The sequence below is a fragment of the Pseudophaeobacter sp. C1-32P7 genome (assembly GCF_041008775.1).
Lineage (GTDB): Bacteria > Pseudomonadota > Alphaproteobacteria > Rhodobacterales > Rhodobacteraceae > Phycobacter > Phycobacter gallaeciensis_A.
Window position 1 is genome coordinate 22,793 of record NZ_JAXGFR010000009.1, and the last position, 24,420, is coordinate 47,212.

Here is a 24,420-nt window from a genome sequence, read left to right on the forward strand (position 1 = left end):
TGGATACAGGAATACTAGCTGCGGGCTGCGCTGTCCTTGATCGACCTCAATCCGCCTTGGCAGGTGCCGCAGAGAGCTGCTCTGCCCCCCGCCACCATACCTCACAGTCCTGCACCGTAACCTCTGCAGACAGGCCGATCCCGACCAGATGCGTGTCACCGGGCACGTCAGCCGGGGTAATGCTAACGTCCTGCCCAACCACCTGAATAAGCCAGCCCCGCCCCGGCCTGCCACGCACGAACCCCTTGATCCGGAACAAGCCGGGTGGGCGGGTCTCAACGATCCGGGCGAGTTCCTCCCGGCTGAGAACGATATCCGCGCTGTGATGCCAATGCATGTAATCCGGATGTGCCCTGGCCCCCCGCTGCGGCTTGCTGGCGGGGTCCGGCTGCAACAGCAGCAGTTCGGCCACATGGTCTGCATCGCTCAGCAGAACCGGGGCCGACCGGCTGTCGGCGGCCAGCCCAAGGGCCACCGCCGGCGGAATTTCTTCGGTCTTGCTGACCAGCACCAGATCAGCGCAGGCCACCTGATCGCGTATCTGCGGGCCGATCAATGTATCGCTGAAAAGGCTCTGATAGCTGCCCGCATCGACCACGGTCACGATGCCGCCAAAACGCATCTCTGGCTCTGCCACGGCGGCATTGGCAATCTTTTGCGGATCAGCAATGCCGCTGGCCTCGACGATCAGGTGGTCCGGGCGAGGATTGCGGTCCAGCACATCAGCAATAGCCATGAAAAGGTCCGCCCCCATGGTGCAGCAGACACAGCCATTGGTCAGGGTCAGCGTGTCCTCATCGGCGCTGTGCAGCAGTTCGGCATCGATATTGATGGCGCCGAAATCATTGACCAGAACCATCAGACGCTGGCCATGCGGCGCCGACAGAAGGCGGTTGATCAGCGTGGTCTTGCCCGCTCCGAGGTACCCCCCGATCACGGTCATTGGCAGGCGGCTGTCAATCATGGCGGGTCACAGCAGATGCACCTGACCGCCCGACACTGTGCCCAGAACCGGCACGTCCTTCAGCGCCATCGGGTCCACCGCGGTCGGGTCCTCCCCCAGCACTGCGAAATCGGCTTTCTTACCAGTCTCGATACTACCGATCTCATCATCAAGCCGCAGCGTATAGGCCGCGCCCAGGGTGATCGCATGAAGCGCCTCTTCCACCGTGATCTGTTGCGCCGCGCCCAGGGTCCGACCCCTCATGGTCTGGCGATTGACGGCGCACCATGCGGTGAACAGCGGCGCCAGCGGCGTTACAGGCGCATCGGAATGGATCGTCATGTGCACACCTGCGTCCAGCGCGGCCCGGCAAGCATCCATCCGCAGGGCGCGATCCTCGCCAATGGTTGCCTCCGCGTGCTGATCCCCGAAGTACCAGATATGATTGGCAAAAATATTGGTGCAGATCCCCAGTTCCGCGCAGCGTTCGAACTGATCCCGCCCCATCATCTGGCAATGTTGAAGCACGTGGCGATGCCCCTGCCCCGGCGCCCGGCGCAGAGCTGCCTCGATGGCATCAATGGCGACCTCAGAAGCTTCGTCGCCGTTGACGTGAATATGCATCTGCACGCCTTCACGCTGCATCACTTCGCACAGGGCATAGATCTGATCGGGTACAGTGTTCCAGATGCCATTAGGCTGTCCGCCCACGTAGCCGGGCCATTTCACCCGCGCGGTCCAGCCCTGGATCGAACCATCGGTCATAAGCTTGACCGCCCCGAGGCGCAGCTTGTCGGTGGAGCGGGTGCCCAGATCTTTGGCCCGGGCGGCGATCAGTTCGGGCGTTGCCCCCATTGCACCCTGCGCAGGCACGATGCGGACCGGGAAATCCGGTGCGCCCGTCACCTCCAGCATGACATCCAGATCGCTGTCTTCCATGGTAGAGAAGAGATCTGCGATGGTGGTGACGCCCGCGCGTTTGGCGACCTCACCATAGGTCCGGATCGATGGCGCCTGCTGGGCCAGGCTGCGGAAATCGATGCCAAGCCGACGCATTACCGGGAACATTGCTGCCATTTCCTGCAGCTCGCCGGTCGGGCTGCCATCGGGGCCCTTCAGCACCCCTTCGGCATTTGTTTCCCGGCTGTATCCCGCCAGCTCCAGCGCCTTGGAGTTCACGCACATCAGGTGGAAATTGGAATAGATGATGGCAATCGGGCGGGTGGTGCTGATCTCATCCAGATGGTGCCGGTTCAGCCGCTCAGTGGGCAGGAAAATCGGATCGAACCCCCAGCCGATCAGTGGTGCGTCCTCTTCCAGCGATCCGGCGTACTCCGTGAGGCCGGAAATCACCTCCCCAATATCCGTCATGCCCGACCACATACGCCCGTCGGGGTCGATCCGGTCGTGATATCCGGCATAGGCATAGTTCCACATCGCCCCCGCCATCATATGGGCATGACCTTCGACAAAACCGGGCATCAGGACCGCATGACTGAGGCTGTCATCGCGTGCGACAGCGCCCCATTGCTGCGCGCAATCGGCATCGCCAACAGCCAGAATTTTACCGTCCTGCACCGCGACATGGGTCGCCACCGGCGTGTTCGGATCCTGAGTGATGATTTTTTTTGCTTTGAAAACAGTGATTTTTGACATGGAGCACCTTTGGGTTCCCCTTTGGGATATCCAAGCTTTGAACATTGGAAAAATGTAATTACTGTCGAGGTAACCCGCAAAAAATGCAGGAATTGATATGCGTTTCACGCTGAAACAACTTCGCTACTTCGATGCGGCGCTGCGGACCGGCTCCATCGCACGGGCTGCTGTCGAGATGAATATTTCGCAATCCTCGATCACCGCAGCCATCGACATGATCGAGCAAACGACAGGCACTGAACTCTTGCGGCGGCTGCCCGCGCGCGGGATCGTCCCAACCAGCAGCGGGCTGGCTGTAGGCGAGCGGGTTCAGGAGTTTCTTGAACAATCCAGGATTTTTGAATCGGATCTGATGTCCCTGACCGGTGATCTGGCAGGGACCCTGCGAATGGGTTGTTATGCCCCGACCGCACCTTATGTGCTGCCGCCGATCCTGAAGCGGATTTCCGAAGACTACCCGTCAATCAGCATCGAGCTGAAAGAGGGCGACATGCAGTCGATTGCCGATCTGCTGAGTTCGGGGGCCATTGATGTGGCGCTGACCTACCGGCGCACCACGCCAGAGGCGCAGCCTTTCATTCCGATGTTCCGGGCCACACCGATTGCACTGATCCCCGACGAGTCACCCTTGGCCCAAAAGCCGGAGGTCGATCTTCAGGATCTGGCGGAATTGCCGATGATCCTTCTGGACCTACCGGGGACACGTGCCTATTTTTGCAGCCTTTTCGAAGCCCGGGGCTTGCGCCCGAATATTGCGCATACCACCAAAAGCTCGTCTGTCCTGCGGGGGCTTGTTGCAGCGAACTTTGGCTATGCGCTGATGAATATCTGCGGCCCTAACGACCGCGTCGGACAAAGCGGCTATGTCGCCCGCCCGATCAAGGGCGATCTGGAATCACCACAATATGGAGTGGCTTACACGCCTGCGTCACAAAAATCTGCCATCGTGAAATCGGTTCTGGCCTCCTGCCGCGAGGTGGCGGAGCGCGGGGATTTTGATGATTTACTGTTTTCCAACCCGCAGGAAACACCCTCCTCTGCCCACATCTTCCGCTAAAAAATGAGACTTTCACCCCTGCAAAAGACTGTTTTCTGAGACGAGTGAGCGAGACTAGCCTGATTGAAACAGCAAAAAAACGATCAGGGAGATCCAGATGAAACTCATGTCACGCCTCTTGGGCGCGGCCGCATTTGCCGCACTATCCTCTACCGCCCTGCCCGCATTTGCCGACGGTGGCACGCTGGTCATCGCCTCCAGTCAGGTGCCGCGACACCTGAACGGCGCGGTGCAATCGGGCATCGCAACCGCCGTGCCGTCGACGCAGATTTTTGCCTCGCCCATCCGTTATGACGAAAACTGGGAGCCGCAGCCCTATCTGGCGAAAAGTTGGGAAACCTCCGAGGACGGCCTGACCGTCACGCTGAACCTGGTCGACAATGCCACCTTTCACGACGGAGAGCCGATCACCTCGGAAGATGTGGCCTATTCCATCCTGACCACAAAGGAAAACCACCCTTTCAAATCCATGTTCGCACCGGTCGAAAGCATCGACACGCCGGATGCGCATACGGTTGTGATCAACCTCAGCAATCCGCACCCGGCGCTGCTGCTGGCGCTGTCGCCCGCGCTGGCTCCGGTCCTGCCCAAGCACGTGTTCGACGATGGGCAGGACATCAAATCCCACCCGATGAATTCCAAACCTGTCGGCTCCGGCCCCTTCATGCTGGAAGAATTCAAGGCAGGCGAGGCCATCGTTCTGAAGAAGAACCCGAATTTCTTCCTGGACGGGCGCCCCAAGCTAGATGAGATCATCGTCCGCATCATCAAGGATCCCTCGGCGCTGCTGATCGCGATGGAAAACGGCGAAGCGGATATGTACCCCTTCATGGCCGGCAGCCAGGAAATCCGCCGCCTTGAAAAAGCCGACCATCTGGGTGTCACCGCCGAAGGCTATGCTGCGGTTGGTCCGCTCAACTGGCTAGCCTTCAACACCGCCTCGCCCAAGCTGAGCGACGTGCGGGTGCGTCAGGCGATTGCCTATGCGGTGGATCGCGACTTCATCACCAAGGCGTTGCACAGAGGCGTTTCCACGCCGCAACGGGGTCCGATCATCGAAAGCTCGCCCTTCTTTGACGAGAGCATCCCCGCCTATGATGCCGATCTGGACAAGGCAAAGGCCCTGATGGCCGAAGCCGGGTTTGCTGACGGGATGGAACTGACCATTGATTTCATCCCCGGCCCCAAGGAACAACAGCAGTCGATTGCCGAATACATGAAATCGCAGCTGAAGAAGATCGGTATTGCCGTCACCGTGCGCGCCGCGCCGGATTTCCCGACCTGGGCCGGCCGGGTTGGCGGCCATGACTTTGAACTGACGATGGATATCGTGTTCAACTGGGGCGACCCGGTAATCGGGGTGCATCGTACCTATCTCAGCGACAACATCCGCCAGGGCGTGATCTGGTCCAACACCCAGCAATACGCCAACGCAAAGGTCGATGAACTGCTGAACGCCGCCGCCATCGAAAGCGATCCGACCAAGCGTAAAGAGCTTTATGCCGAGTTCCAGCAGATCGTCGCAAAGGACCTGCCGGTCTACTGGATCAACGCGCTGCCCTATCACACGGCCTACGACAAGAAACTGATGAACGTTCCCACTGGCATTTGGGGCACCATGCACCCGATGGACATGGTCTCCTGGGGCGAGTGAGCCCGGGCCTGAACGGCTGATCCGGCGGGCGCCGACAAACAGAATACTGGCGCCCGCCCCCTTTCTTTCTGCCGGGGACATGTAATGAATGCTTCGTTTTTGATACGCCGGATTGGCTACGGGCTGGTCCTGATGCTGGGTGTGGTGGTTCTGAATTTCCTGCTGATCCGCCTGGCGCCGGGTGATCCGGCAGTGGTGATTGCCGGGGAAATGGGCGGCGCCACCGAAGAGATGCTGGAAAGCATCCGCGAAGAATACGGACTGAACAAGCCGCTGATCACGCAGCTGGGCATTTATGTCGGCAACGTGGTGACAGGCGACCTTGGCGAAAGTTTCTTCTTCAATCAGCCTGTTGCCACCCTGATCGCCCAGCGCATCCTGCCGACCATCCTGTTGGTGGTCACGGCTCAGGTCCTGTCGATCATCATCGGGGTTTTCCTCGGCGTAATTGCTGCCCGCAAGCCCAATGGCGTGATGAGCGCCTTCGTCTCGGTCTTTGCCACCATCGGATATGCGGTACCGGTGTTCTGGACCGGCATCATGCTGATCATCCTCTTTGCCAGCGTTTTGCCGATCTTCCCTGTCGAAGGCATGCAATCGGTCAAGCTGCGCGATGCGGGGATCTTTGTGCAGGCGCTGGACGTGCTGCATCACCTTGCCCTTCCGGCCTTTACGCTCGCCATCATCTATCTGGCGCAATACGCCCGGCTATCGCGTGCCTCGATGCTTGAGGTGCTGGGATCCGATTACATTCGCACCGCCAAGGCCAAGGGCGCCTCGCAGCGCTCGATCCTGTTCAAACATGCGCTGCGCAACGCGGCCCTGCCGATCCTGACGGTGGCCGGCCTGCAATTCGGCAACCTGATCTCGGGCGCGCTGCTGGTGGAGACCGTGTTCAACTGGCCCGGCATGGGGCGGCTCGCCTTTGATTCCATCCTGCGCCGCGATTACCCAACCATCATGGGGGTCCTGTTCTTTGCCAGCGCCATGGTGGTGATCGCCAATATCCTGACGGACATGAGCTACCGGCTGGCCGATCCGCGACTGAGGGGGAAAAGCTGATGTCCGACAACACCGCAACCGACACGTCTGCGGCCGAGCATCAGGCCCAAAGCCCGGCACTGGAAGCCTGGCGGATGTTCCGCCGCAACATTCCGGCCTTGTTCGGGGTGGTTCTGCTGACCCTGATCATCGGCGCGACGCTATACGGCACCCTCTTTTACAGCGGCGATCCATTCGACATCGTCTGGGCCCCGCATGAACCGCCCGGGGTGACGCCTGAGTTTCCCCTTGGCACCGACTATCTGGGTCGGGACATTATCGCGGGCATGCTGACCGGGGGCGGGCCGACCCTAGCGGTTGGGGCGGTTGCGGCTGCGATCACCATGGTGATCGGTATCGCGATGGGCGCCCTCGCCGGGTACTATGGCGGCTGGGTGGACAACCTTCTGATGCGGGTGACCGAGTTCTTTCAGGTGCTGCCCGCCCTATTGTTTGCCATGGTGCTGGTGACGCTGCTGTCCCCCACCCTGTTCACCATCGCCTTTGCCATCGGGGTGGTTAGCTGGCCGCAGACCGCGCGGCTGACACGGGCCGAATTCCTGAAGATCAAGAACCTTGAATACGTCACCGCCGCCCGCGCCATCGGCGCCCGGGACAAACGCATCATCTGGACCGTGATCCTGCCCAATGCCCTGCCGCCGCTGATCGTATCGGCAACGCTGACGGTTGGTGTCGCGATCCTGTTCGAAGCCGGGCTCAGCTTTCTCGGTCTTGGCGATCCAAATGTCATGAGCTGGGGCCTGATGATCGGTGCCAACCGTGAATACATTCTGGACGCCTGGTGGCCGGTCACTTTCCCTGGGCTTGCGATCTTCTTTACCGTCTTTGCCGTCAGCCTGATCGGAGACGGGCTCAACGATGCCTTCAATCCAAAGCTGAGGGAACGATGAACCACCTTCTGGAAATCGAAGACCTGCGCGTCACCTTCAACACCCGCTATGGCGAAGTCACCGCGCTGGACAGCATTTCGATGCATGTCAGCGCCGGGGAAACCCTGGGCGTGGTGGGCGAAAGCGGCTGCGGAAAATCCATCACCGCCCTGTCGGTCATGGGGCTGATCCCGACCCCGCCCGGTCGCATCGCCGGGGGCGCGATCCGCCTCAATGGCGAGGATCTGACCCGTGCCTCCGAAACCCGGATGCGAGGCTTACGCGGCTCGGAAATGGCGATGATCTTTCAGGAGCCGATGACCTCGCTCAACCCGGTGTTCACCGTCGGTGATCAGATCGCCGAGGCCATCATGCTGCACCAGAACGTCAGCCGCGACCAGGCCCTGCGGGATGCGGTGGCGCTGCTGGACCGGGTCGGCATCCCATCGCCGGATGCACGGGCGCGGGACTATCCGCACCAGCTGTCCGGCGGCATGCGCCAGCGGGTGATGATCGCCATGGCCGTCAGCTGCCGCCCAAAGGTACTGATCGCAGATGAGCCGACAACCGCGCTGGATGTGACGGTGCAGGCGCAGATCTTTGACCTGCTGAACGAAATCCAGCGCGATTTCGGCTCGGCCATCATCCTGATCACCCACGACATGGGCGCAATCAGTGAAATGGCGGACCGGGTGGCGGTCATGTACGCCGGACGGGTCATCGAGGAAGCCAGCGCCGACGATGTGCTGGACTATCCGCAACACCCCTATGCGCGAGGGCTGATCTCCTGCATCCCGGCCCTTGGCAAAGGCGATATGCCGGAGACCTTGGCGGAAATCCCCGGCGTGGTGCCGCCGCTGCATTTGCTGGGGGCGGGCTGCGCTTTTGCTGATCGCTGCGCCCATTGCACCGATCGCTGCACCCGTGAAAAGCCGCTTCTGGCCACCCATGGCCACCATCCCGCGGCCTGCCACGCGGTCGAGGAGAACCGGATATGACAACGCTTCTGGATGTACGGGATCTGAAGGTCCGCTTTGCCCTGCCGAAACCTTCGCTCTTTGCGCCGCAACCCTTTCTGGAGGCAGTCCGGGGCGTGTCCTTCACGCTGGAGCGGGGCCGCGCCCTTGGCATTGTCGGTGAAAGCGGCTCGGGCAAGACCACGGCGGCCATGTCGACGATTCGGCTGGTGCCTGCGGCTGGGGGCGAGATCCTGTTCGACGGTGAAGACCTGCTGCAACTGGATGACGAGGCGATGCGCGCTCGTAGGCGTGATATTCAGCTGATATTTCAGGATCCCTATTCCTCGCTCAACCCGCGGGCACGGGTGGTGGATATCGTGCGCGAGCCGATGGAGCTGATGAATATCGGCGATGCCGACAGCCGTCTGGCCCGGGTCAAGGAGTTGTTCGAACTGGTGGGCCTGCGTCCCGACCAGCTGAACCTCTTCCCGCACCAGTTCTCGGGCGGGCAGCGGCAGCGGATTTCCATCGCGCGCGCGCTGACCACCAATCCCCGGCTGCTGGTCTGTGACGAACCTGTCAGTGCCCTCGACGTGGCCATTCAGGCGCAAATTCTGAACCTGCTGGCGCGACTGAAACGGGAACTTGGTCTGTCCTACCTGTTCATCAGCCACGATCTGGGCGTGGTCCGGCACCTCTGCGATGATGTGGCTGTGATGTATCTAGGCCAGATCGTCGAACAGGCCAGCCGGGAGGAGTTGTTCGACAGTCCGAAACATCCCTACACGCAGGCCCTGCTGGCAGCGGCGCCCTCTCTGGCGCGGCGCAAGTCCAAAGGCTATGTGCGACCGCTGAAACTCTCCGGCGATCCGCCCAGCCCGATCAACCCGCCAAAAGGCTGCGCCTTTGTGGACCGCTGCCCCCTGGCGCAGGATCTGTGCCGACAGGAGCAACCTATCCTGAAACCCAATGGGGCCAGCCAGGTCGCCTGCCATTTCGCATCCCCATAAGGCCCGCAGCCCCATTGCGGGGCTGCGGAATGCTCTTTCCTATCCTGCAGCCGGGATCATGAAGCCATCAAAGAACTGGCTGAGCGCCTCATGGGCATCCAGTGGCAAAACCTGGGCCACGTGCTGATCCGGACGCACCAGCACCATGCAGCCCTGGCTCCGATCAATACCGCGCATGTCAAAGATATCCTGCCCCGATTTCAGATCCGGGCAAAAGACCTTCTCGTAATCGCGCAACCCGTAGCGTCCCTTCAAAGGCCGCAACAGTGACGGCATGTCACCCGGCGTCAGGCTGCGGTGCTCCTGCTGCAGCACGGCGCGCGCATCCAGAACGGAATCGATATCTGCTCCCTCTGCTGTGTAGCGCCGCAAGGGTGAGGCGGCATTGCCTTCCAGATACTGACACAGCGCATGCAAAGCGCCGCCTTCCTGGCCCCGGTCATCGGCCGCGGCAAAGGCGAAGAGACGCCAGCGCCCATCAGCCCGCACCACATGGCCCAGCTGCAGGGGACGCGCATCCGCCAGCCGGATCACCGGCGCCGAATGGAACCGCATGCCCAGAGGAAAACCGCTGGCCAGTGCCTGATGGGAGTCCGCTCCGGTCAGAACCGAGGGCGCGTATTGGATGGCCGTGCCGGCAGTGAACCGCCCGTGCTGCATGAAATATTTCTGGAACTCCTCGGGGTCGACGCCGCCCTCAGCATCGCCGGTCTTGGGCTTGGCGCTGAACATGCGTGCGAATTCGCGGTCGAAGTCAATCAGCATCTTTGCTACCCCCTGCCGTTCGGCAGAGTAGCTGTGCAGTATTTCGGGCACCGCCTGCTTGCGCAGGACAGCGGCCAGCTTCCAGCCCAGATTGAACCCGTCGCGCATGGAGACGTTCATGCCCTGCCCCGCCTTGGGACTGTGCGTGTGGCAGGCATCCCCGGCGATGAAGACGCGCGGAAGCTGACTGTCGATGTTTTCGGCCGGAACGTCGTCGAACTTGTCGCACAACCGCTGACCGATCTCATAGACCGACCACCATGCGGTTTCCTTCACCTCTAGCGTATAGGGATGCAGGATCCGCTGCGCCGCCGCGACCAGTTTGTCCAGAGTGATATTGCGGCTGGCGACCCGCTCATCCTCTTTCAGCTTGTCCAACTCGATATAGAGCCGGACCATGTAGCCGCCCTCGCGCGGGATCACCAGAAGGTTGCCCTCTTCCGCCGAATGCACGGTAGCCTTCATGCGGATATCGGGAAAGTCGGTGACGGCAAGAACATCCATCACACCCCAGGCCTGATTGGCAGAATCGCCAGTCAGCTTGCGCCCGATCGCCTCGCGCACGCGGCTGCGGGCACCATCACAGCCCACCACGTATTTTGCACGCAGTTCATGGGTTTCGCCCTCTTGGCCGGGCGCGGTGCTTTCCAATGTCACTGTCACCGGGAACTCCGCGTCCCCGGTCACCGTCAGATCCTTGATGCGCTGGTTATACCAGGGCGCCATCGCCGTGGGCGCATTGGCCATGGTCTCCAGAAAGAAATCATGCACCCGCGCCTGATTGAGGATCACATGGGGGAATTCCGACAAGCCATCCTCGGTATCCTGAATGCGGCCACTGCGGGTGATGCAGCCGGGGTTTTCTGCATCCGGGCGCCAGAACGAGGTTTCATTGACCCAGTAGGATTCCTTCAGAACCTTCTCGCTGAAGCCAAACGCCTCGAACATCTCCATCGAGCGGCAGGCAATCCCATCCGCCTGCCCCACCTCGATGGGGTCGGCGCGTTGTTCAACGATCCCGGTGCGGATGTCCGAAAACGCAGCCAGCTGGCTGGCAAGCACCAGCCCCGTGGGGCCGGTACCGACAATCAAAACGTCCAGCGTGTCAGGCAGTGGCGCCGTATCCCCCCCGTTTTGGGTAAGGTCCGTGTGCACCGCGGGGTCGCCCGGGCGAAATCCGTTCAGGTGATATTGCATGCGCTTTCCTCCACGATCTCGGCATTTAATAAGTCCACTTACATTTCAGAGGGGTTGTGTGTCAATTATTATATGTATACTTACTTTAATTCGTAAAACCTGTCGAAATCCCAAGTGTACACAGCAGAAAGCGCCCCGCCGGGGTCCCCCAGCAGGCCGGATGCAGGCTTTCAATGTCCTTGAAGTGACGGATTACCAGCGCTTCAGCGCGTCTTCATCGGCGTCCTTGGCGGCGACCCATTCGGCCTCGCCATCGCGCAGGACCTCTTTTTTCCAAAATGGGGCGCGGGACTTCAGGTAATCCATCAGGAACTCGGCCGCTTCAAAGGCGTCCTTGCGGTGGCGAGCGGCGGTTGCGACCATCATGATACGCTCTCCGGGTTCCAGCCGACCATAGCGATGGATCACCAATGCATCCGCTAAATCCCAGCGCGTCATCGCCTCGGAGGCGATTTTTTCCAGCGCCTTCTGCGTCATGCCGGGATAATGCTCAATCTCCATCGCGGCCATGTCGCCGGTGTCTGCATCGCGCACGACGCCAGTGAATGTCACCACAGCCCCGGCCCCGGCCACTGCATCGGCAAAAGCTTCGGTGACCGACCCAAGATCAAAAGACGCTTCCTGCACCAGAACGCGCATCGCCTAGCCCCCCGTCATCGGCGGGAAAAAGGCCACTTCCCGAACACCCTCAAGCGGGGCATCAAAATCGGAAAGCTCCTGATCCAGCGCCACCCGCAGGGCCGAGATATCGGCAAAGGCCGCCGCATAGCGCGGCTCCCGTGCGCGCAATTCCTCGACCAGATCCGACACGGTTGCCGCCGTGGTTTCAACGCGCTCGCGCGGCAGGCCGATCCGTTCGCGCACCCAGGCAAAATACAAGATATCCATCAGCGCGTCTCCTTCAGAAATGGCAGGGCCTTTTTCAGATAGTCGGCCCCGGTGATCAGGGTCAGCGCCGCTGCAATCCACAGTAGCCACAGCCCGATGCGGCCGGTCCAGACCATGCCTTCGAATTTCCATCTGAGGCCGGTTACATCTTCGACCTCTCCTGCAAGGATCTGCCCCAGAAGCTCATCATCCATCCCGAAGGAGGACATCACCAGATAGTGCTCGAACACCCCTTGGCAAAACAGGGTGGCGATGGCCGTCATCTGGGCCGTCGTCTTCCACTTGGCCAGTTTGGTGACCTTCAGCGTGCCAGCCGTATCCCCCAGGTATTCCCGCAGGCCAGAGACGAAAACCTCACGAAACAGGATGACCGTCGCGGGCAGCACCAGCCAGGGAGCCCAATGCTCGGCTGCATAGCCGACAAGGATCATCAGCGCGATCACCACCATCGCCTTGTCCGCAATCGGATCCAGCATCGCGCCGATCTTGGTCTCCTGCTTCCAGGCACGAGCCAGATAGCCGTCGAACCAATCGGTCACCGCTGCGCCGACAAACAGCAACAGCGCAAACCAATCCGCCAGCGGACGGCTGAAGTAGAGAAACATGATGGCAAGACCGGGTGCAGCCAGCAGCCGCACGATGGTCAGGATATTGGGCAAGGTCCACGTCATGGACGCACATTATCCGGCTGTTTCACAAGTGGAAAGCAGGCTTAATCAAATTTTGACGTGGTCCGGCAAAGACCGGCCGCGACCAATTGTGTCGCTGCAGATCCGCTGCGTCGGGAATGTGGTCCGATCACCCAACCGAGGTATCCAAAAGTGCGCCCTTCTTTTCACCGTGGTGACTAGAATGATCGAACTTCCGGTGCACCTCGTTCAGGCGATTGCGGTCGTCAAAGATGTGGATGTTGATGACCCGCATCAGGTCTTCCTGAGCAAGCTTGAGGGCTTCCGCCTCGGTTTCGGCCAGCCCGGTGCCTTTGAGCTTGTCCAACTCCTTGGCGATTTTCTCGCATTCCTTCTTGGCCTTGATCAGATGTTCCCCCTCATGCGCGAGGCAACAGGCGTAAAAGCGATACCATTCGATCAGTGCTCGGGGGGACAACCCGCTGACCGAGCGTTTCGGGCAACGCACCGTGGTGTGCAGGGTCAACTTCAGCGTTGAAACCTTGGTCGTGACCTCGAACCAGCCGGTCTTCTTGTCGATCTTTGCCTTGCCATCCGCCACGTATTTGCCCTTGGCGGTCAGGCACTCCAGCTCCGTGGTGGTCAGAAAGGTAACCTTCTTGTTGTCGTTCGGGTCCTTGGGCCCCTTGCTCTTGATGCTTTTAGCAATGTCCGGCAGCGTCTTTCCGGACACAGAATAAGTGTCGTAGGCGACGGGCTTTACGGTCAGGGAAACAGCCATGGCTCCTCCGGGCGGCTAGGGACGCGCGCCCAGAATAGCATGTTTCCCCCCTACCCCAAAATCAGACGCCTAGCCTTGCGCGTGGAAGTGGTCGTAGATCCGTTCTGCCAGCGCCTCGGAAATGCCATCCACCGCCTTGAGGTCAGCCAGATTGGCGCGGCTCACCGCCTTGGCGCTGCCGAAGTGGGCCAGCAGTGCACGTTTCCGGCTGGCGCCGACACCGGCTACCTCATCCAGCGGTGTCGCCCCCATCGCCTTGGCCCGTTTGGCCCGATGGGTGCCGATGGCAAATCTGTGCGCCTCGTCCCGTAGACGCTGGATGAAATAAAGCACCGGATCGTTGCGTTGCAGGGCAAAGGCATTCTCACCCAGCCGGTGGAACTCTTCCTTCCCGTGGTCGCGATCCACCCCTTTGGCGACGCCGACCATGGGAATATCCTGCACGCCGTGTTCTGCCATGATCTCCGCCACGGCCGACACCTGCCCGGCACCGCCGTCGATCAGCAGCAGATCCGGCCACAGCCCCTTTTCCCGGTCGGGATCCTCTTTCAGCAAGCGGGAGAACCGGCGGTTCAGCACCTCCTTCATCATGCCGAAGTCATCGCCAGGTGTCAGGTCGTCGCCCTTGATGTTGAACTTGCGGTAGGCATTCTTCATCAGCCCCTCGGGGCCCGCGACGATCATGCCACCGACCGCATGGGAGCCTTGGATATGCGAGTTGTCGTAAACCTCAATCCGATTTGGCGGACCGTCTAGGCCAAAGGCCTCCGCCAGCCCCTTCAGCAGCTTGGCCTGCGTCGCGCTTTCAGCCATGCGGCGGGCCAGGCTCTCGCGGGCATTGCGCACGGCACCAGCCACCAGTTCAGTCTTTTCACCGCGTTGCGGGACCATCACCTCGACCCGGCGCCCAGCCTTCTCGCTCAGCGCCTGCTCCATCAGATCGCCATTCTCGATATCATCAGACAGGATCAACTGCCGCGGCGGCTCCTTGTTGCTGTAGAACTGGCCAAGGAAGGCCTCCATCACCTCGGCGGGGCTGTTGTCGGCATCGACGCGGGGATAGAAATCCTGATTGCCCCAGTTCTGGTTCGCCCGGATGAAGAAGACCTGAACGCAGGCCTGCCCCCCCTCCATGTGCAGACCGATGACATCCGCCTCGGCGACACCGCGCGGATTGATGCCTTGCGCCGTTTGCACCTGTGTCAGCGCCTTGATCCGGTCGCGCAGGGCGGCCGCGCGCTCGAACTCCATCGCTTCGGAGGCCGCCATCATCTGTTCTGCCAGTTCCTCCTGGATCTTGGTGGAGCGCCCGGACAGGAACCGCTCGGCATCACGGACGCTGGCGGCGTACTCTTCGGCGCTGATTTCCCCGGTACAGGGGGCCGAGCAGCGCTTGATCTGATATTGCAGACAGGGGCGCGTGCGGCTCTCGAACATTGCGTCCGAGCAGTTGCGCAGCAGGAACGCCTTTTGCAGCTGGTTCAGCGTTCGGTTCACCGCGCCTGCGCTGGCAAAGGGTCCGAAATAGCTCCCCTTTTCCTTGCGGGCGCCCCGATGCTTCTTGATCTGCGGATAGGCGTGATCTTTGGACACCAGGATATTGGGAAAGCTTTTGTCATCGCGCAGCAGCACGTTGTACTTCGGCTTCAGCTGCTTGATCAGATTCTGCTCCAGCAGCAGCGCCTCGGTTTCCGTCCGCGTGGTCAGGAACATCATCGAGGTGGTAAGCGCGATCATCCGTTCGATCCGCGGACTATTGCCCGGCCGGGTATAATTCGACACCCGCGCCTTCAGATTGCGCGCCTTGCCCACATAAAGAACCCGGCTGTCGGCATCGAGCATGCGATAAACGCCGGGCGAGGAATCCAGCGTTTTCACATAGCCCTGAATGACGGCATAACCGCTGCGCGGCGGTTCCGCGGGCGATGCATCTGATGTCTGATCAATCATGTCCTGACACATATGATTCTACGCATGTCGCTGCAATGTTTCCCAGCCTGTTTCAAGAGCGGACAAATCCACCACTCCTGTGGATAAGTGTGAAGATATCTTCGGGCTATCCAGCGATTTCCCTTGTTTTCGACCGGTTTTGGAAGAATGCCTAAAATTTAGGCGGATATATAAGACCTTGATTTCGTTTTTAAAATTTTCCAACGCCTGACAAGGTTTTGAAAACAAAGACACTTTTGTAACGGGTTTGTGATCATCGCGCTGGTGGTGCAAAACTTTTCGCAAAGACCGGTCCGGCAGGGGTTATTCCAGCCCGACCACGTCCGGCGTTTCCCAGGCCAGATGCTGCCCGCCATCGACACAGATCAGCTGTCCGGTAACCGCTGGCGCCTCCAGAAGATAGCCTAGTGCGGCCGTGATATCGCCCAGATTGGCGCCCCGCTGCAGAACGGTTCTGGCCCGCTGATCGTTGAACTGCTGCGGGCTCTGGCGCGGTCCCTGTAGGGTTGGCCCCGGCCCGATAGCGTTGACCCGGATCCGGGGCGCCAGCCCCTGCGCCGCCGTCTGCGTCAGCGTCCAGAGGGCGGATTTGGCCAACGTGTAGCTGCTGAACTCAGGCGTCAGTCGCCGTACCCGCTGATCGATCATGTTGACCACCAGCCCCCAGGCCTGCGGCTCATTGCTCTCATCAAACGGCTGCTCGACCTCTTGTGCGGCCATCGCCTGCATCAGCACGAAGGGAGCACGCAGGTTGCTGCCGAAATGTCGGTCCCAGCTTTCCCGCGTCGCGGTTTCAAAACTGTCATGCTCGAAGATGGAGGCGTTGTTCACAAGGCAGGTGATCGGGCCGCCCAATGCCTTGGCCGCCGCAGGCAGTAGTTCTACGGCTTCAGCCTCACACAGAAGATCCGCCTGCACCAGTTCAGCGCGCCGCCCCAGACCTCGTATCGCATCGGCAGTGGCTTTCGCCTCAGCCTCAGAGGTCGCGTAATGGACGGCAACGTCGAACCCCTGCCGGGCCAGTTTCAGGGCCATCGCCTGCCCCAGACGTTTGCCCGCTCCTGTCACCAAAGCCCGCATGGATGCCTCCCTGATTGCCTGCCTGCTTCTGTGGTCAGAGCAGAACCCACAGATAGAGCACATAAAGCCCGGTCAAGAGACCACCCCACCGGCGCGTGATGTCCATCTTGAAAAAGACAAAAGGAAAGATCAGCAGCGAGGCCGCCAGCATCACCCAAAGGTCAAAGCGCAGGAATTCGGGATCGACCGAGATCGGCCCGACAAAGGTCGCAACACCGATGATGGCCAGCAGGTTGAACATGTTGGAGCCGATGACATTGCCCAGCGCGACATCCGCCTGCCGCCGCAACGCCGCCATGACCGTGGTGGCGAGTTCCGGCAGGGAGGTTCCTATCGCCACCAACGTCAGACCAATGACGGTTTCGCTGATGCCATACATCCGCGCGATGATCGTGGCATTGTCTACAAGCAAATCCGCGCCCAGTGGCAGGCCGACCAGCCCGAGGACAAGGTAGACGCCGATACGCCAGAACGGCATGTCGGGGTCGGCTTCCTCGATCTCTTCCAGATCATCCGCTGCCTCCGCTTTCCCATTCCGGTTGCGCCGGTGTGCCCGTGCCTCGCGGAATGCGCCGCCCAGTACAATCGCCAGCGCCGCCAGCAGGATCAGCCCCGACCACAGGGTGAACACCCCGACGAAAGCCAACGCGATGAACAGCACCGAGGCGATGAGCATGTAAACATAGTTTTTCTGCGTCGCGCATTTGCTGGTATCCAGCCGCATCAGGATCGCAGGCACGCCCAGAACCAGAAGGATATTGGCTGTATTGGATCCTACGACGTTGCCCATCGCAATGCCGTCGGCACCTTCCATAACCGCGCTGATGGCAATCAGAAGTTCGGGCGCCGAGGTACCAAAGGCCACGATGGTTAGACTGACGATCAGGGCCGGAACGCCAAGGCGCAGCGACAGGTTAACCGCCCCGCGCACCAATGCGTCCCCGGCCAGCAGCAGGATCACCAGGCCCAATCCACAATACAACCAAGGCATCATCGCCGTGGTCCTCCTTTTCCGCAGGCGCAGGGCCCTTTGCCAATCCTAAAGCGTCCGCAGGACGGGCAACGCGCAGATTTCAGCTGCTTGTGCCCGGGCAGCCGGAGCTTTCCGAACATGGCCATAACCGCCATAACAACCAGGAAAATGGAAACGATTTTGAGCAGCACGTCAGAGGCCAAACCGCGCGAATTCCGCGCGTTCCTCAAGGCCACCCAGGGCATCCTGTGCCATCTGCATGCCGAACCGGCTCAGGAACGGGCGCTTCATGCCATAACGGCGGATCCGCACCTTGTCGCCGTAGCGCTGCTTCAGTTTCGGCAGCAGATGCGCGATCCCGTCAATCAGGCCCAGTTCGGTTGCCCGCCGGGCCAGCCAGACCTCACCGGTGAACAGCGGTTCATCCTTGCTCAGCGCATCGCCGCGACGGCTGGTCACGTGATGGATGAAATTGGTGTGAATATCGTTCAGAAGTCTTTTCAGGCGCGCCACGTCTTCGGGGTTTTCAGGACGGAACGGATCCAGCATCGATTTGCTTTCGCCTGCCGTGTAGACCCGGCGCTCCACCCCCTGACGGGCCAGCAGTACATGGGCACCAAAGCCCGCGGAAATCACGCCGATCGAACCGACGACGGAACTGTCATCTGCCCAGATTTCATCCGCCGCGGCCGCCAGCCAATAACCGCCAGAGGCCGCCACATCCTCGACAAAGGCGATCACGGGGATCTCTTTTTCCTCGGCCAGGCGCCGGATGCGCGCGCCGATCAGCGAACTTTGCACCGGTGAGCCGCCCGGAGAATTGATCTCCAGCGCCACGGCGGCGGGCTTGCCCTTGCTAAAGGCGCGCTCCAGCACAGGGGCCAACGCCGCATCGCTCAGACTGCCGCGTCCCGGCATTCCGATCGCGCCGGACAGGCGGACCACAGAAACAAGAGGCGGCTTTTTGACAAAGGGTATGCGCAGGATCATGGCGCCGATGTAGAATGCCCCCCGCCCCGAAACAAGGTCCCCGGGGCAGGGAAACGACCGCAAAGGGAAAAAGCACCTGTGCGCAGGCAATTTTGCAACGCACCACCCCGGGCAAACGTCCGAATGTTGCGGCCCGCCTGCCTTCGCTGTATCGCCCAGCGATCAGGACCGGATGCGCCAGCCGGTTTTGAAAATCCACCAGATCACCGCAAGGCACAGGCAGGTAAACCCACCGATGGCCAAGAGGCTGGTCCCGACCGGAACATCTGCGGTGCCAAAGAAGGACCAGCGGAAGCCCGAGATCAGATAGACCACCGGATTGAACATGGTGATTTTCTGCCAGAGCGGCGGCAACATCGAGATCGAGTAGAAAGACCCGCCAAGAAACACCAGCGGAGTCACGATCAGCAACGGCACAAGTTGCAGCTGTTCAAAGTTTTTCGCCCAGATCCCGATGATGAAGCCCAACAGCGCAAAGCTGAGGCACGTCAGCAGCAGGAACAGCACCATGGCAAAAGGGTGCGCGATGGACAGATCCACGAACAGCGAGGCCGTGCACAGGATCACCACCCCAATGAACAGCGCCTTGGTCGCGGCCGCCCCGACATAGCCGAGGACAATCTCAAGAAAATTGATCGGCGCCGACAACAGCTCGTAAACCGTGCCGATGAATTTGGGGAAATAGATCCCAAAGGAGGCATTCGAAATGCTCTGCGTGATCACGCTCAGCATGATCAGCCCCGGCACAATGAAGGCGCCATAGGCGATGCCCTCGACCTCGTCGATGCGGCTGCCGATGGCGGCGCCAAAAACCACGAAATAAAGCGAGGTCGACAGGACCGGCGACAGGAAGCTTTGCATCAGCGTGCGAAAGAAGCGCGCCATTTCAAAGCGATATATTGATGCAACCGCCGTCCAGTTCATGACTCTTCTCCCGCGACAAGACCGACAAATATATCTTCAAGGCTGGATTGGCGTGTCACCACATCCGACAGGACCAGCCCGGCCGCAGCCACATCGTTGAGCAGCGCGGTGATGCCGGTCCGCTCACCCCTTGTGTCGTAGCTGTAGATGAGTGACCGCCCGTCCGCGCCCAGTTCCAGCCCATGCGCTGCCAACGCCTCGGGCACTTCGGCGATCGGCGATGTCAGCTGCACTTCCAGCTGCTTGCGGCCCATCTGCGCCATCAGATCAGCCTTCTCCTGCACCAGCAGGATCTGCCCCTTGGTGATCACCCCGATCCGGTCGGCAATGGCTTCGGCCTCTTCGATGTAATGGGTGGTCAGGATAATGGTGACGCCATCGGCCTTCAGCTCGCGCACCACCTCCCACATGTCCTTGCGCAGTTCCACATCGACACCGGCGGTGGGCTCATCCAGGAACAGCACGCGCGGCTCGTGGCTTAGCGCCTTGGCGATCAGCACCCGGCGTTTCATGCCGCCGGACAATTCCTTGATCTGGCTCTTGCGCTTGTCCCAGAGGGACAGTTTCTTCAGGATCTCCTCAAGCAGCGCGTCATTCTTGGGCTTGCCGAACAGGCCGCGTGAAAACCGCACCGCATTCCAGACCGTTTCAAACGGTTCCAGATTGATTTCCTGCGGCACCAGCCCGATCAGCCGCCGCGCCGCGCGGAACTCCTGCAGAATATCATGCCCGGCGACGGTGACGCTGCCTGATGTGGGCGTGGTGATACCGCAGACGGTTGAAATCAAGGTTGTCTTGCCCGCGCCATTCGGCCCGAGCAAGGCAAGGATTTCGCCCTCTTCAATCTCCAGAGAGGCCCCTTTCAGCGCCTCGAACCCACCTTCGTAGGTCTTGCGCAGATCGCGTATAGACAGGATCGCTGACATGGCCTCTCCCCATATTTTCGTTGAGCGCAGGCTATCCAGCCACTGATCCAGCCACCAGTGGTCAGGCGCGCAGTTGCATGTGCGCCAGCGCGGAGAGAAAGGCTACGGCTGCTACGGTCGGGCGCCGATCAGCCGCCCCTTAGCCACCCGTCATTTTTTTGAACCAGCCTTTTTTGCCTTCACCCTCTTCGCCGCCATCCTCGGCGCCGTCTTCCCCAGCGTTTTCCGCTTCAGGCGCCAGATGGGTCTGCAGGTTGACGAAGAACTGATCGGCCATCTTCTTGGCAAAGCCGTCGATGATCCGGCTGCCCAGTTGCGCCAACTTGCCTCCGACCTTGGCTTCGACCTCATAGCTCAGCATGGTGCCGCCATCAGAGGGTTCCAGGCTCACCTTTGCGCCGCCCTTGGCAAATCCGGCCGCGCCGCCCTTGCCTTCACCGGCGATGGTCAGCTTTTCGCCCGGAACCAGATCCGAAAGGGTCACCTGCCCCTTGAAGGTCGCCTTGACCGGCCCGACCTTCTGGGTAACCGAAGCCTCGAAGCCTTCCTCCGGGGAGCCCGTTACCTCGGTGGCGCCAGGCACGCAGGCTTTCAGCACCTCGGGGTTCAGCAGCGCGGCGTAGACCTCGGTCGGCGGGGCGGCAATTTCCTTCTGATCACTCATCTGCATGGCGGGTCCTCCGTTATGGCCGGGTGTCGGCAGTCTCTTATCCCTTACAGACCTAGCCGCCACCCTGCCGTCTGCCAAGACGGAAGCGTCACGCGGGAGCAAAGGGCACCTCCTGATCACTCCTCTTCGACCGACGCGACCTCAGGTGTCAGATGGTCGACAACCCGGGCGATCACACTGTCATCCCGCAGGATCTTGCCATGTCCCAGCCCCGCGGTCACATGCAACCGCGCCCCCGGCCAGCTGTCCGCCAAGGCACGCCCTTCCGAGGCCGGAACCACACGGTCCGCATTGTCATGCACGATCAGGGCCGGTTGCGCCAACCCACGGGCAAGATCAGTGCCGCGCAGCGCATCGAATGGAAGACCATAACGTTTTTCCAGCCGGGTCTGCGCGCCTTTCGCCACCTTGGACCCAAACCCCAGAAGCCGAGCGACCTTGCCCAGATAGGCCGCCAGATCCGTCGGCGGCGCCAACAGCGCAACCCGTCGCACCCGGAGACCCCGCGACAGTGCGGCCACCGTGGCTGCCGCGCCATTGGAGTGGGCGATAATCCCGGCCAACGGCCCCAGATGCGCCGCGACATCCTCGGTCACCCACAGCATTTCCGGCAGCGAACTGCGGCGCCCGGGAGCCGCCCCGTGGCCCGGCGCGTCAAAGGCCACGACCCGGAACCCGGCCTTGACCAGTGGCGCCGCGAAACCGCCGAGCTGCCCGGCCCGGCCCGACATGCCATGTACCAACAGGATGGTCGGCAGAGGCGCCTCATCCAGGACACCATGGCCACGTGGCGTCGCGCGCCATTCATAAAGCGGGATTTCGATACCCGATTGCAGCCGCAGGGGCCGCGCAGCCGCTGCCAGCAGCCAGTCCCGTTCCCGTTTCGGCAACTTTTGCCGTCTTGGCCGGGTAAACAGCGTCGCCAGCACGAAAGAGGCCGCCGCCGGAGAAATAGCCTCCAACATGCCCGATGCCCGCTGGAGCATCGCCAGTGCGGGCGGTGGGCGGCGTTTGAGCGTTGCATTCGATGTGACACTGACCATGGCTGGTCCTCCTGATGTCGGGGCGCGGCGGCTGCAGCCCGGGATTTCGCGGGGTCTGCATGGTTGCCACAATAGTTAATTCCTATTTGGAACCCATTATCGGTTCCATTTGAGAACCTTGTCAATCCATGCTAGAACTGCCTCATGAAATGGCATGACATGAAAGAGGCCGCCTGCCCGGTGGCGCGGGCGATGGGGGTGGTGGGTGATCGCTGGACCCTTTTGATTTTGCGGGAATGTTTCCTGGGTGTGCGCCGGTTCGACGACTTCCAGAAAAGCCTCGGGATCACCCGGCATCTGCTCGCCGAACGGCTGAAACGGCTTGAGGCGATGGGCCTGCTGGAGCGCCGCCCCTATCAGGAACGCCCCCTGCGTCACGAATACCGACTAACCGAATCGGGCAAGGCCTTTGCCCCGGTGATGCTCGCCTTGCAGGACTGGGCGCGCAGCAATCTTCCCAGCGAGGCCCCCTCTCCCCTCTCCTTTATCCTGCGGGACGGCGGCGAGGAGATCGATCCGGTGGTGACCGACCGACACACCGGACAGGAGTTGAACCACCGGACGGTTCTGATGCGCTACCGCGACCCGGCCAAGCCCAGCGACTGATACTCTGAACAGCACCTGTGCAAAAAGAGCAGACTGCTTTGGACGACACTTATCTTTACGTCAAGATTTTTACATTATATCTCGACGACGAGACAAAAGGAGTTCACTCATGAAAATCATTCTTTTCGGCGCCACCGGCGATGTCGGAAGCGCCACCCTGCGCGAAGCCGTGAGCCGCGGCCACCACATCACAGCCGTAGCGCGGGACACCAGTCGGCTCGGCCCCCTACCCTCCGGCGTAGACGCCCTGTCGCTCGACCTTCTCGGCAAACCCGACGCGGCAGCGGATGCCGCAGCCGGACATGACCTGGTGATCAGCGCCCTGCGCCCCGCTGCAGGGCACGAGGGAGACCTGGTTCCCCTCACCCGCGCCGCGCTGAACGTCGCTGCATCAGCGGGGATCCCCGCGCTGATCACTGGCGGCGCGGCGCTGCTGAAACTGGCAGATGGCAGCGGCCACACGGTTCTGAGCGCCCCCGATTTCCTGCCGGACGCGGTGCGCCCCATCGCGCAGGCCTGCGCCGATCAGGATGCCCTTCTGGAACAGGACACCGCAGTCACCTGGACCTGCCTGCGCCCGCCTGCGATGCTGTTGCCGGGGCCACGGACCGGCCACTATGAATTTGGCACCGATACGCTGGTCACCGACGCAGAAGGCCAGTCGCAGATCACCTATGCGGATTTCGCGGTGGCGATGCTGGATCTTGCCGAAGCGCCTCAGGTCGCTCGCCGCCGACTGACCGCGGCCTGGACGGCTCCCGCACCAGCCATGCAGCCCGGCTGACGCCAAACCGCACTCTCTTGCGCAGTCACGCCGTGCCCCCGGGCACGGCGCTCAGCCGAGCGGCAGCAAATCATCTGCGATGAACGCCCTGTCAGCGGGAGCCTTTCCGCTACCTGTTGCCCTTGGGGATTTCCTCCTGCCGCGTCCAGTCGTATGTGCCCTCATCACGCTCCCGGACCGCCTGTTTCCAGCCCTTTTCCTCGGAACGTTCCTTGAAAGCGATGCCTTCCGGAGAATGGCGGGTGATGCCGTCGAATACCGTCGCCAGCCGTTGGGTCTGCATCAAACCGGTCTGCTCGATCGCCTGGTTGATCACCATTTTCTGCATGGCCAGTTGGTTGATCGGAACCGTGGCCATGCGGGCCGCCATTTCCTCTACCGCATCGTCCAGCTGCTCTGCTGGCACCGCCTTGAGCACCAGCCCCATATCCGCTGCCTCGCGCCCCGAAATCTTGTCACCGGTGAACAGCATCCGCTTGGCTCGCTCAGCGCCAAGGCGATAGACCCACATTGCCGTGGTCGGGCAGCCCCAGACGCGGGCGGGCATGTATCCGATCTGCGCATCCTCGGCCATGATCGTCATATCCGCACAGAGCGCGATGTCCGATCCGCCCGCGACCGCAAAACCGTGCACCTTGCAGACCACAGGCTTCACCGCACGCCACATCGACATGAAATGCTGGGTGTTTTCCCACATGAACCGGTAGTCCTTGATGGGGTCCCATGGCATCGGCTGGGTGGCCTCGCCCGACCCGTTGCCCTCAGCATAAAAGGTCAGATCATAGCCAGCGCAAAAGGCATCCCCCGCGCCGGACAGCACCATGACGTGCACGCCCGGATCCGCATCTGCCCGCGCGACGGCCGCCGCAAGATCCCGCGGCATCTGGTCGTCGATGGCGTTCATGGTCTCCGGCCGGTTCAGCGTGATGCGCGCGATCCGGCCGTCTTTTTCATATGCAACGGTCGTCATTTTTTCCTCCCTCATTTCCCGAGGGAGGAAAGCA

Annotated in this window: 24 protein-coding genes; 8 read left to right on the plus strand and 16 right to left on the minus strand. The window is 61.2% G+C overall.

Annotated features, from left to right (window positions below):
- Positions 1 to 46 precede the first annotated feature (46 nt).
- Both SM763_RS13930 and SM763_RS13935 read right to left on the minus strand, forming a co-directional pair.
- On the minus strand, positions 47 to 964 hold the full coding sequence (locus SM763_RS13930; RefSeq protein WP_368998897.1) for a CobW family GTP-binding protein: 918 nt from the start codon (positions 962 to 964) through the stop codon (positions 47 to 49).
- Between the two features lie 6 nt (positions 965 to 970).
- Positions 971 to 2,599, minus strand: coding sequence for an amidohydrolase (locus SM763_RS13935; protein WP_368998898.1), 1,629 nt, complete (start codon positions 2,597 to 2,599; stop codon positions 971 to 973).
- A gap of 97 nt (positions 2,600 to 2,696) precedes the next feature.
- Between SM763_RS13935 and SM763_RS13940 the strand changes: the two genes are divergently transcribed.
- From SM763_RS13940 to SM763_RS13965, 6 genes are all read left to right on the plus strand, one after another.
- A complete protein-coding gene (locus tag SM763_RS13940; protein WP_274866730.1) occupies positions 2,697 to 3,656 on the plus strand; it encodes a LysR family transcriptional regulator in 960 nt (319 codons plus the stop codon).
- Positions 3,657 to 3,753: 97 nt separating this feature from the next.
- Positions 3,754 to 5,310 (plus strand): ABC transporter substrate-binding protein, encoded by a 1,557-nt coding sequence (locus SM763_RS13945; protein ID WP_274866731.1) that lies wholly within the window; start codon positions 3,754 to 3,756, stop codon positions 5,308 to 5,310.
- 84 nt (positions 5,311 to 5,394) lie between these two features.
- On the plus strand, positions 5,395 to 6,372 hold the full coding sequence (locus tag SM763_RS13950) for an ABC transporter permease (protein ID WP_065271238.1): 978 nt from the start codon (positions 5,395 to 5,397) through the stop codon (positions 6,370 to 6,372).
- Complete coding sequence (locus SM763_RS13955) at positions 6,372 to 7,262, plus strand: ABC transporter permease (protein WP_368998899.1); 891 nt, start codon at positions 6,372 to 6,374, stop codon at positions 7,260 to 7,262. The genes SM763_RS13950 and SM763_RS13955 overlap by 1 nt, the downstream gene beginning before the upstream one ends.
- Positions 7,259 to 8,239, plus strand: a complete 981-nt coding sequence (locus SM763_RS13960; protein WP_368998900.1) for an ABC transporter ATP-binding protein — start codon at positions 7,259 to 7,261, stop codon at positions 8,237 to 8,239. Before SM763_RS13955 ends, SM763_RS13960 begins: the two co-directional genes overlap by 4 nt.
- Positions 8,236 to 9,210, plus strand: a complete 975-nt coding sequence (locus SM763_RS13965; RefSeq protein WP_368998901.1) for an ABC transporter ATP-binding protein — start codon at positions 8,236 to 8,238, stop codon at positions 9,208 to 9,210. The genes SM763_RS13960 and SM763_RS13965 overlap by 4 nt, the downstream gene beginning before the upstream one ends.
- A 39-nt stretch (positions 9,211 to 9,249) precedes the next feature.
- Here SM763_RS13965 and SM763_RS13970 read toward each other — a convergent pair whose 3' ends face one another.
- The 13 genes from SM763_RS13970 to SM763_RS14030 all read right to left on the minus strand — a co-directional run bounded on the left by SM763_RS13970 (position 9,250) and on the right by SM763_RS14030 (position 22,026).
- Positions 9,250 to 11,172 (minus strand): FAD-binding monooxygenase, encoded by a 1,923-nt coding sequence (locus SM763_RS13970; protein WP_368998902.1) that lies wholly within the window; start codon positions 11,170 to 11,172, stop codon positions 9,250 to 9,252.
- A 192-nt stretch (positions 11,173 to 11,364) separates the two neighbouring features.
- Positions 11,365 to 11,811 (minus strand): molybdenum cofactor biosynthesis protein MoaE, encoded by a 447-nt coding sequence (locus SM763_RS13975; RefSeq protein ID WP_065271243.1) that lies wholly within the window; start codon positions 11,809 to 11,811, stop codon positions 11,365 to 11,367.
- 3 nt (positions 11,812 to 11,814) lie between these two features.
- Positions 11,815 to 12,060 (minus strand): molybdopterin converting factor subunit 1, encoded by a 246-nt coding sequence (moaD, locus tag SM763_RS13980; RefSeq protein ID WP_274829691.1) that lies wholly within the window; start codon positions 12,058 to 12,060, stop codon positions 11,815 to 11,817.
- Entirely contained in the window at positions 12,060 to 12,731 is a 672-nt protein-coding gene (pgsA, locus tag SM763_RS13985) for a CDP-diacylglycerol--glycerol-3-phosphate 3-phosphatidyltransferase (protein ID WP_065271245.1), read from the minus strand. The genes moaD and pgsA overlap by 1 nt, the downstream gene beginning before the upstream one ends.
- 127 nt (positions 12,732 to 12,858) lie before the next feature.
- The gene (locus SM763_RS13990) at positions 12,859 to 13,470 is read right to left on the minus strand and encodes a DUF922 domain-containing protein (protein ID WP_368998903.1); all 612 of its coding nucleotides are present in this window, start codon (positions 13,468 to 13,470) and stop codon (positions 12,859 to 12,861) included.
- Between the two features lie 69 nt (positions 13,471 to 13,539).
- The gene (uvrC, locus tag SM763_RS13995; RefSeq protein ID WP_368998904.1) at positions 13,540 to 15,420 is read right to left on the minus strand and encodes an excinuclease ABC subunit UvrC; all 1,881 of its coding nucleotides are present in this window, start codon (positions 15,418 to 15,420) and stop codon (positions 13,540 to 13,542) included.
- Positions 15,421 to 15,723: 303 nt separating this feature from the next.
- Complete coding sequence (locus SM763_RS14000) at positions 15,724 to 16,563, minus strand: SDR family oxidoreductase (protein ID WP_368998905.1); 840 nt, start codon at positions 16,561 to 16,563, stop codon at positions 15,724 to 15,726.
- Positions 16,535 to 17,494 carry a calcium/sodium antiporter gene (locus SM763_RS14005; protein ID WP_368998906.1) on the minus strand — a complete coding sequence of 320 codons (960 nt, stop codon included), beginning with the start codon at positions 17,492 to 17,494 and terminating at the stop codon, positions 16,535 to 16,537. The genes SM763_RS14000 and SM763_RS14005 overlap by 29 nt, the downstream gene beginning before the upstream one ends.
- A gap of 171 nt (positions 17,495 to 17,665) precedes the next feature.
- Positions 17,666 to 18,463: a S49 family peptidase gene (locus SM763_RS14010; RefSeq protein WP_065271249.1), complete on the minus strand. Its 798-nt coding sequence runs from the start codon at positions 18,461 to 18,463 to the stop codon at positions 17,666 to 17,668.
- Between the two features lie 162 nt (positions 18,464 to 18,625).
- Entirely contained in the window at positions 18,626 to 19,387 is a 762-nt protein-coding gene (locus SM763_RS14015) for an ABC transporter permease (RefSeq protein ID WP_274832710.1), read from the minus strand.
- Positions 19,384 to 20,313 carry an ABC transporter ATP-binding protein gene (locus tag SM763_RS14020; RefSeq protein ID WP_368998907.1) on the minus strand — a complete coding sequence of 310 codons (930 nt, stop codon included), beginning with the start codon at positions 20,311 to 20,313 and terminating at the stop codon, positions 19,384 to 19,386. Before SM763_RS14020 ends, SM763_RS14015 begins: the two co-directional genes overlap by 4 nt.
- Positions 20,314 to 20,452: 139 nt before the next feature.
- Positions 20,453 to 20,983 carry an SRPBCC family protein gene (locus tag SM763_RS14025; RefSeq protein WP_065271252.1) on the minus strand — a complete coding sequence of 177 codons (531 nt, stop codon included), beginning with the start codon at positions 20,981 to 20,983 and terminating at the stop codon, positions 20,453 to 20,455.
- A 116-nt stretch (positions 20,984 to 21,099) separates the two neighbouring features.
- Positions 21,100 to 22,026: an alpha/beta hydrolase gene (locus tag SM763_RS14030; protein WP_368998908.1), complete on the minus strand. Its 927-nt coding sequence runs from the start codon at positions 22,024 to 22,026 to the stop codon at positions 21,100 to 21,102.
- Positions 22,027 to 22,170: 144 nt separating this feature from the next.
- On the opposite strand from SM763_RS14030, the gene SM763_RS14035 reads away from it, so the two are divergent.
- Both SM763_RS14035 and SM763_RS14040 read left to right on the plus strand, forming a co-directional pair.
- On the plus strand, positions 22,171 to 22,632 hold the full coding sequence (locus SM763_RS14035) for a winged helix-turn-helix transcriptional regulator (RefSeq protein WP_274829699.1): 462 nt from the start codon (positions 22,171 to 22,173) through the stop codon (positions 22,630 to 22,632).
- 109 nt (positions 22,633 to 22,741) lie between these two features.
- Positions 22,742 to 23,416, plus strand: a complete 675-nt coding sequence (locus SM763_RS14040; protein WP_368998909.1) for an NAD(P)-dependent oxidoreductase — start codon at positions 22,742 to 22,744, stop codon at positions 23,414 to 23,416.
- 109 nt (positions 23,417 to 23,525) lie between these two features.
- Here SM763_RS14040 and SM763_RS14045 read toward each other — a convergent pair whose 3' ends face one another.
- The gene (locus tag SM763_RS14045; protein ID WP_368998910.1) at positions 23,526 to 24,401 is read right to left on the minus strand and encodes a crotonase/enoyl-CoA hydratase family protein; all 876 of its coding nucleotides are present in this window, start codon (positions 24,399 to 24,401) and stop codon (positions 23,526 to 23,528) included.
- Positions 24,402 to 24,420 lie beyond the last annotated feature (19 nt).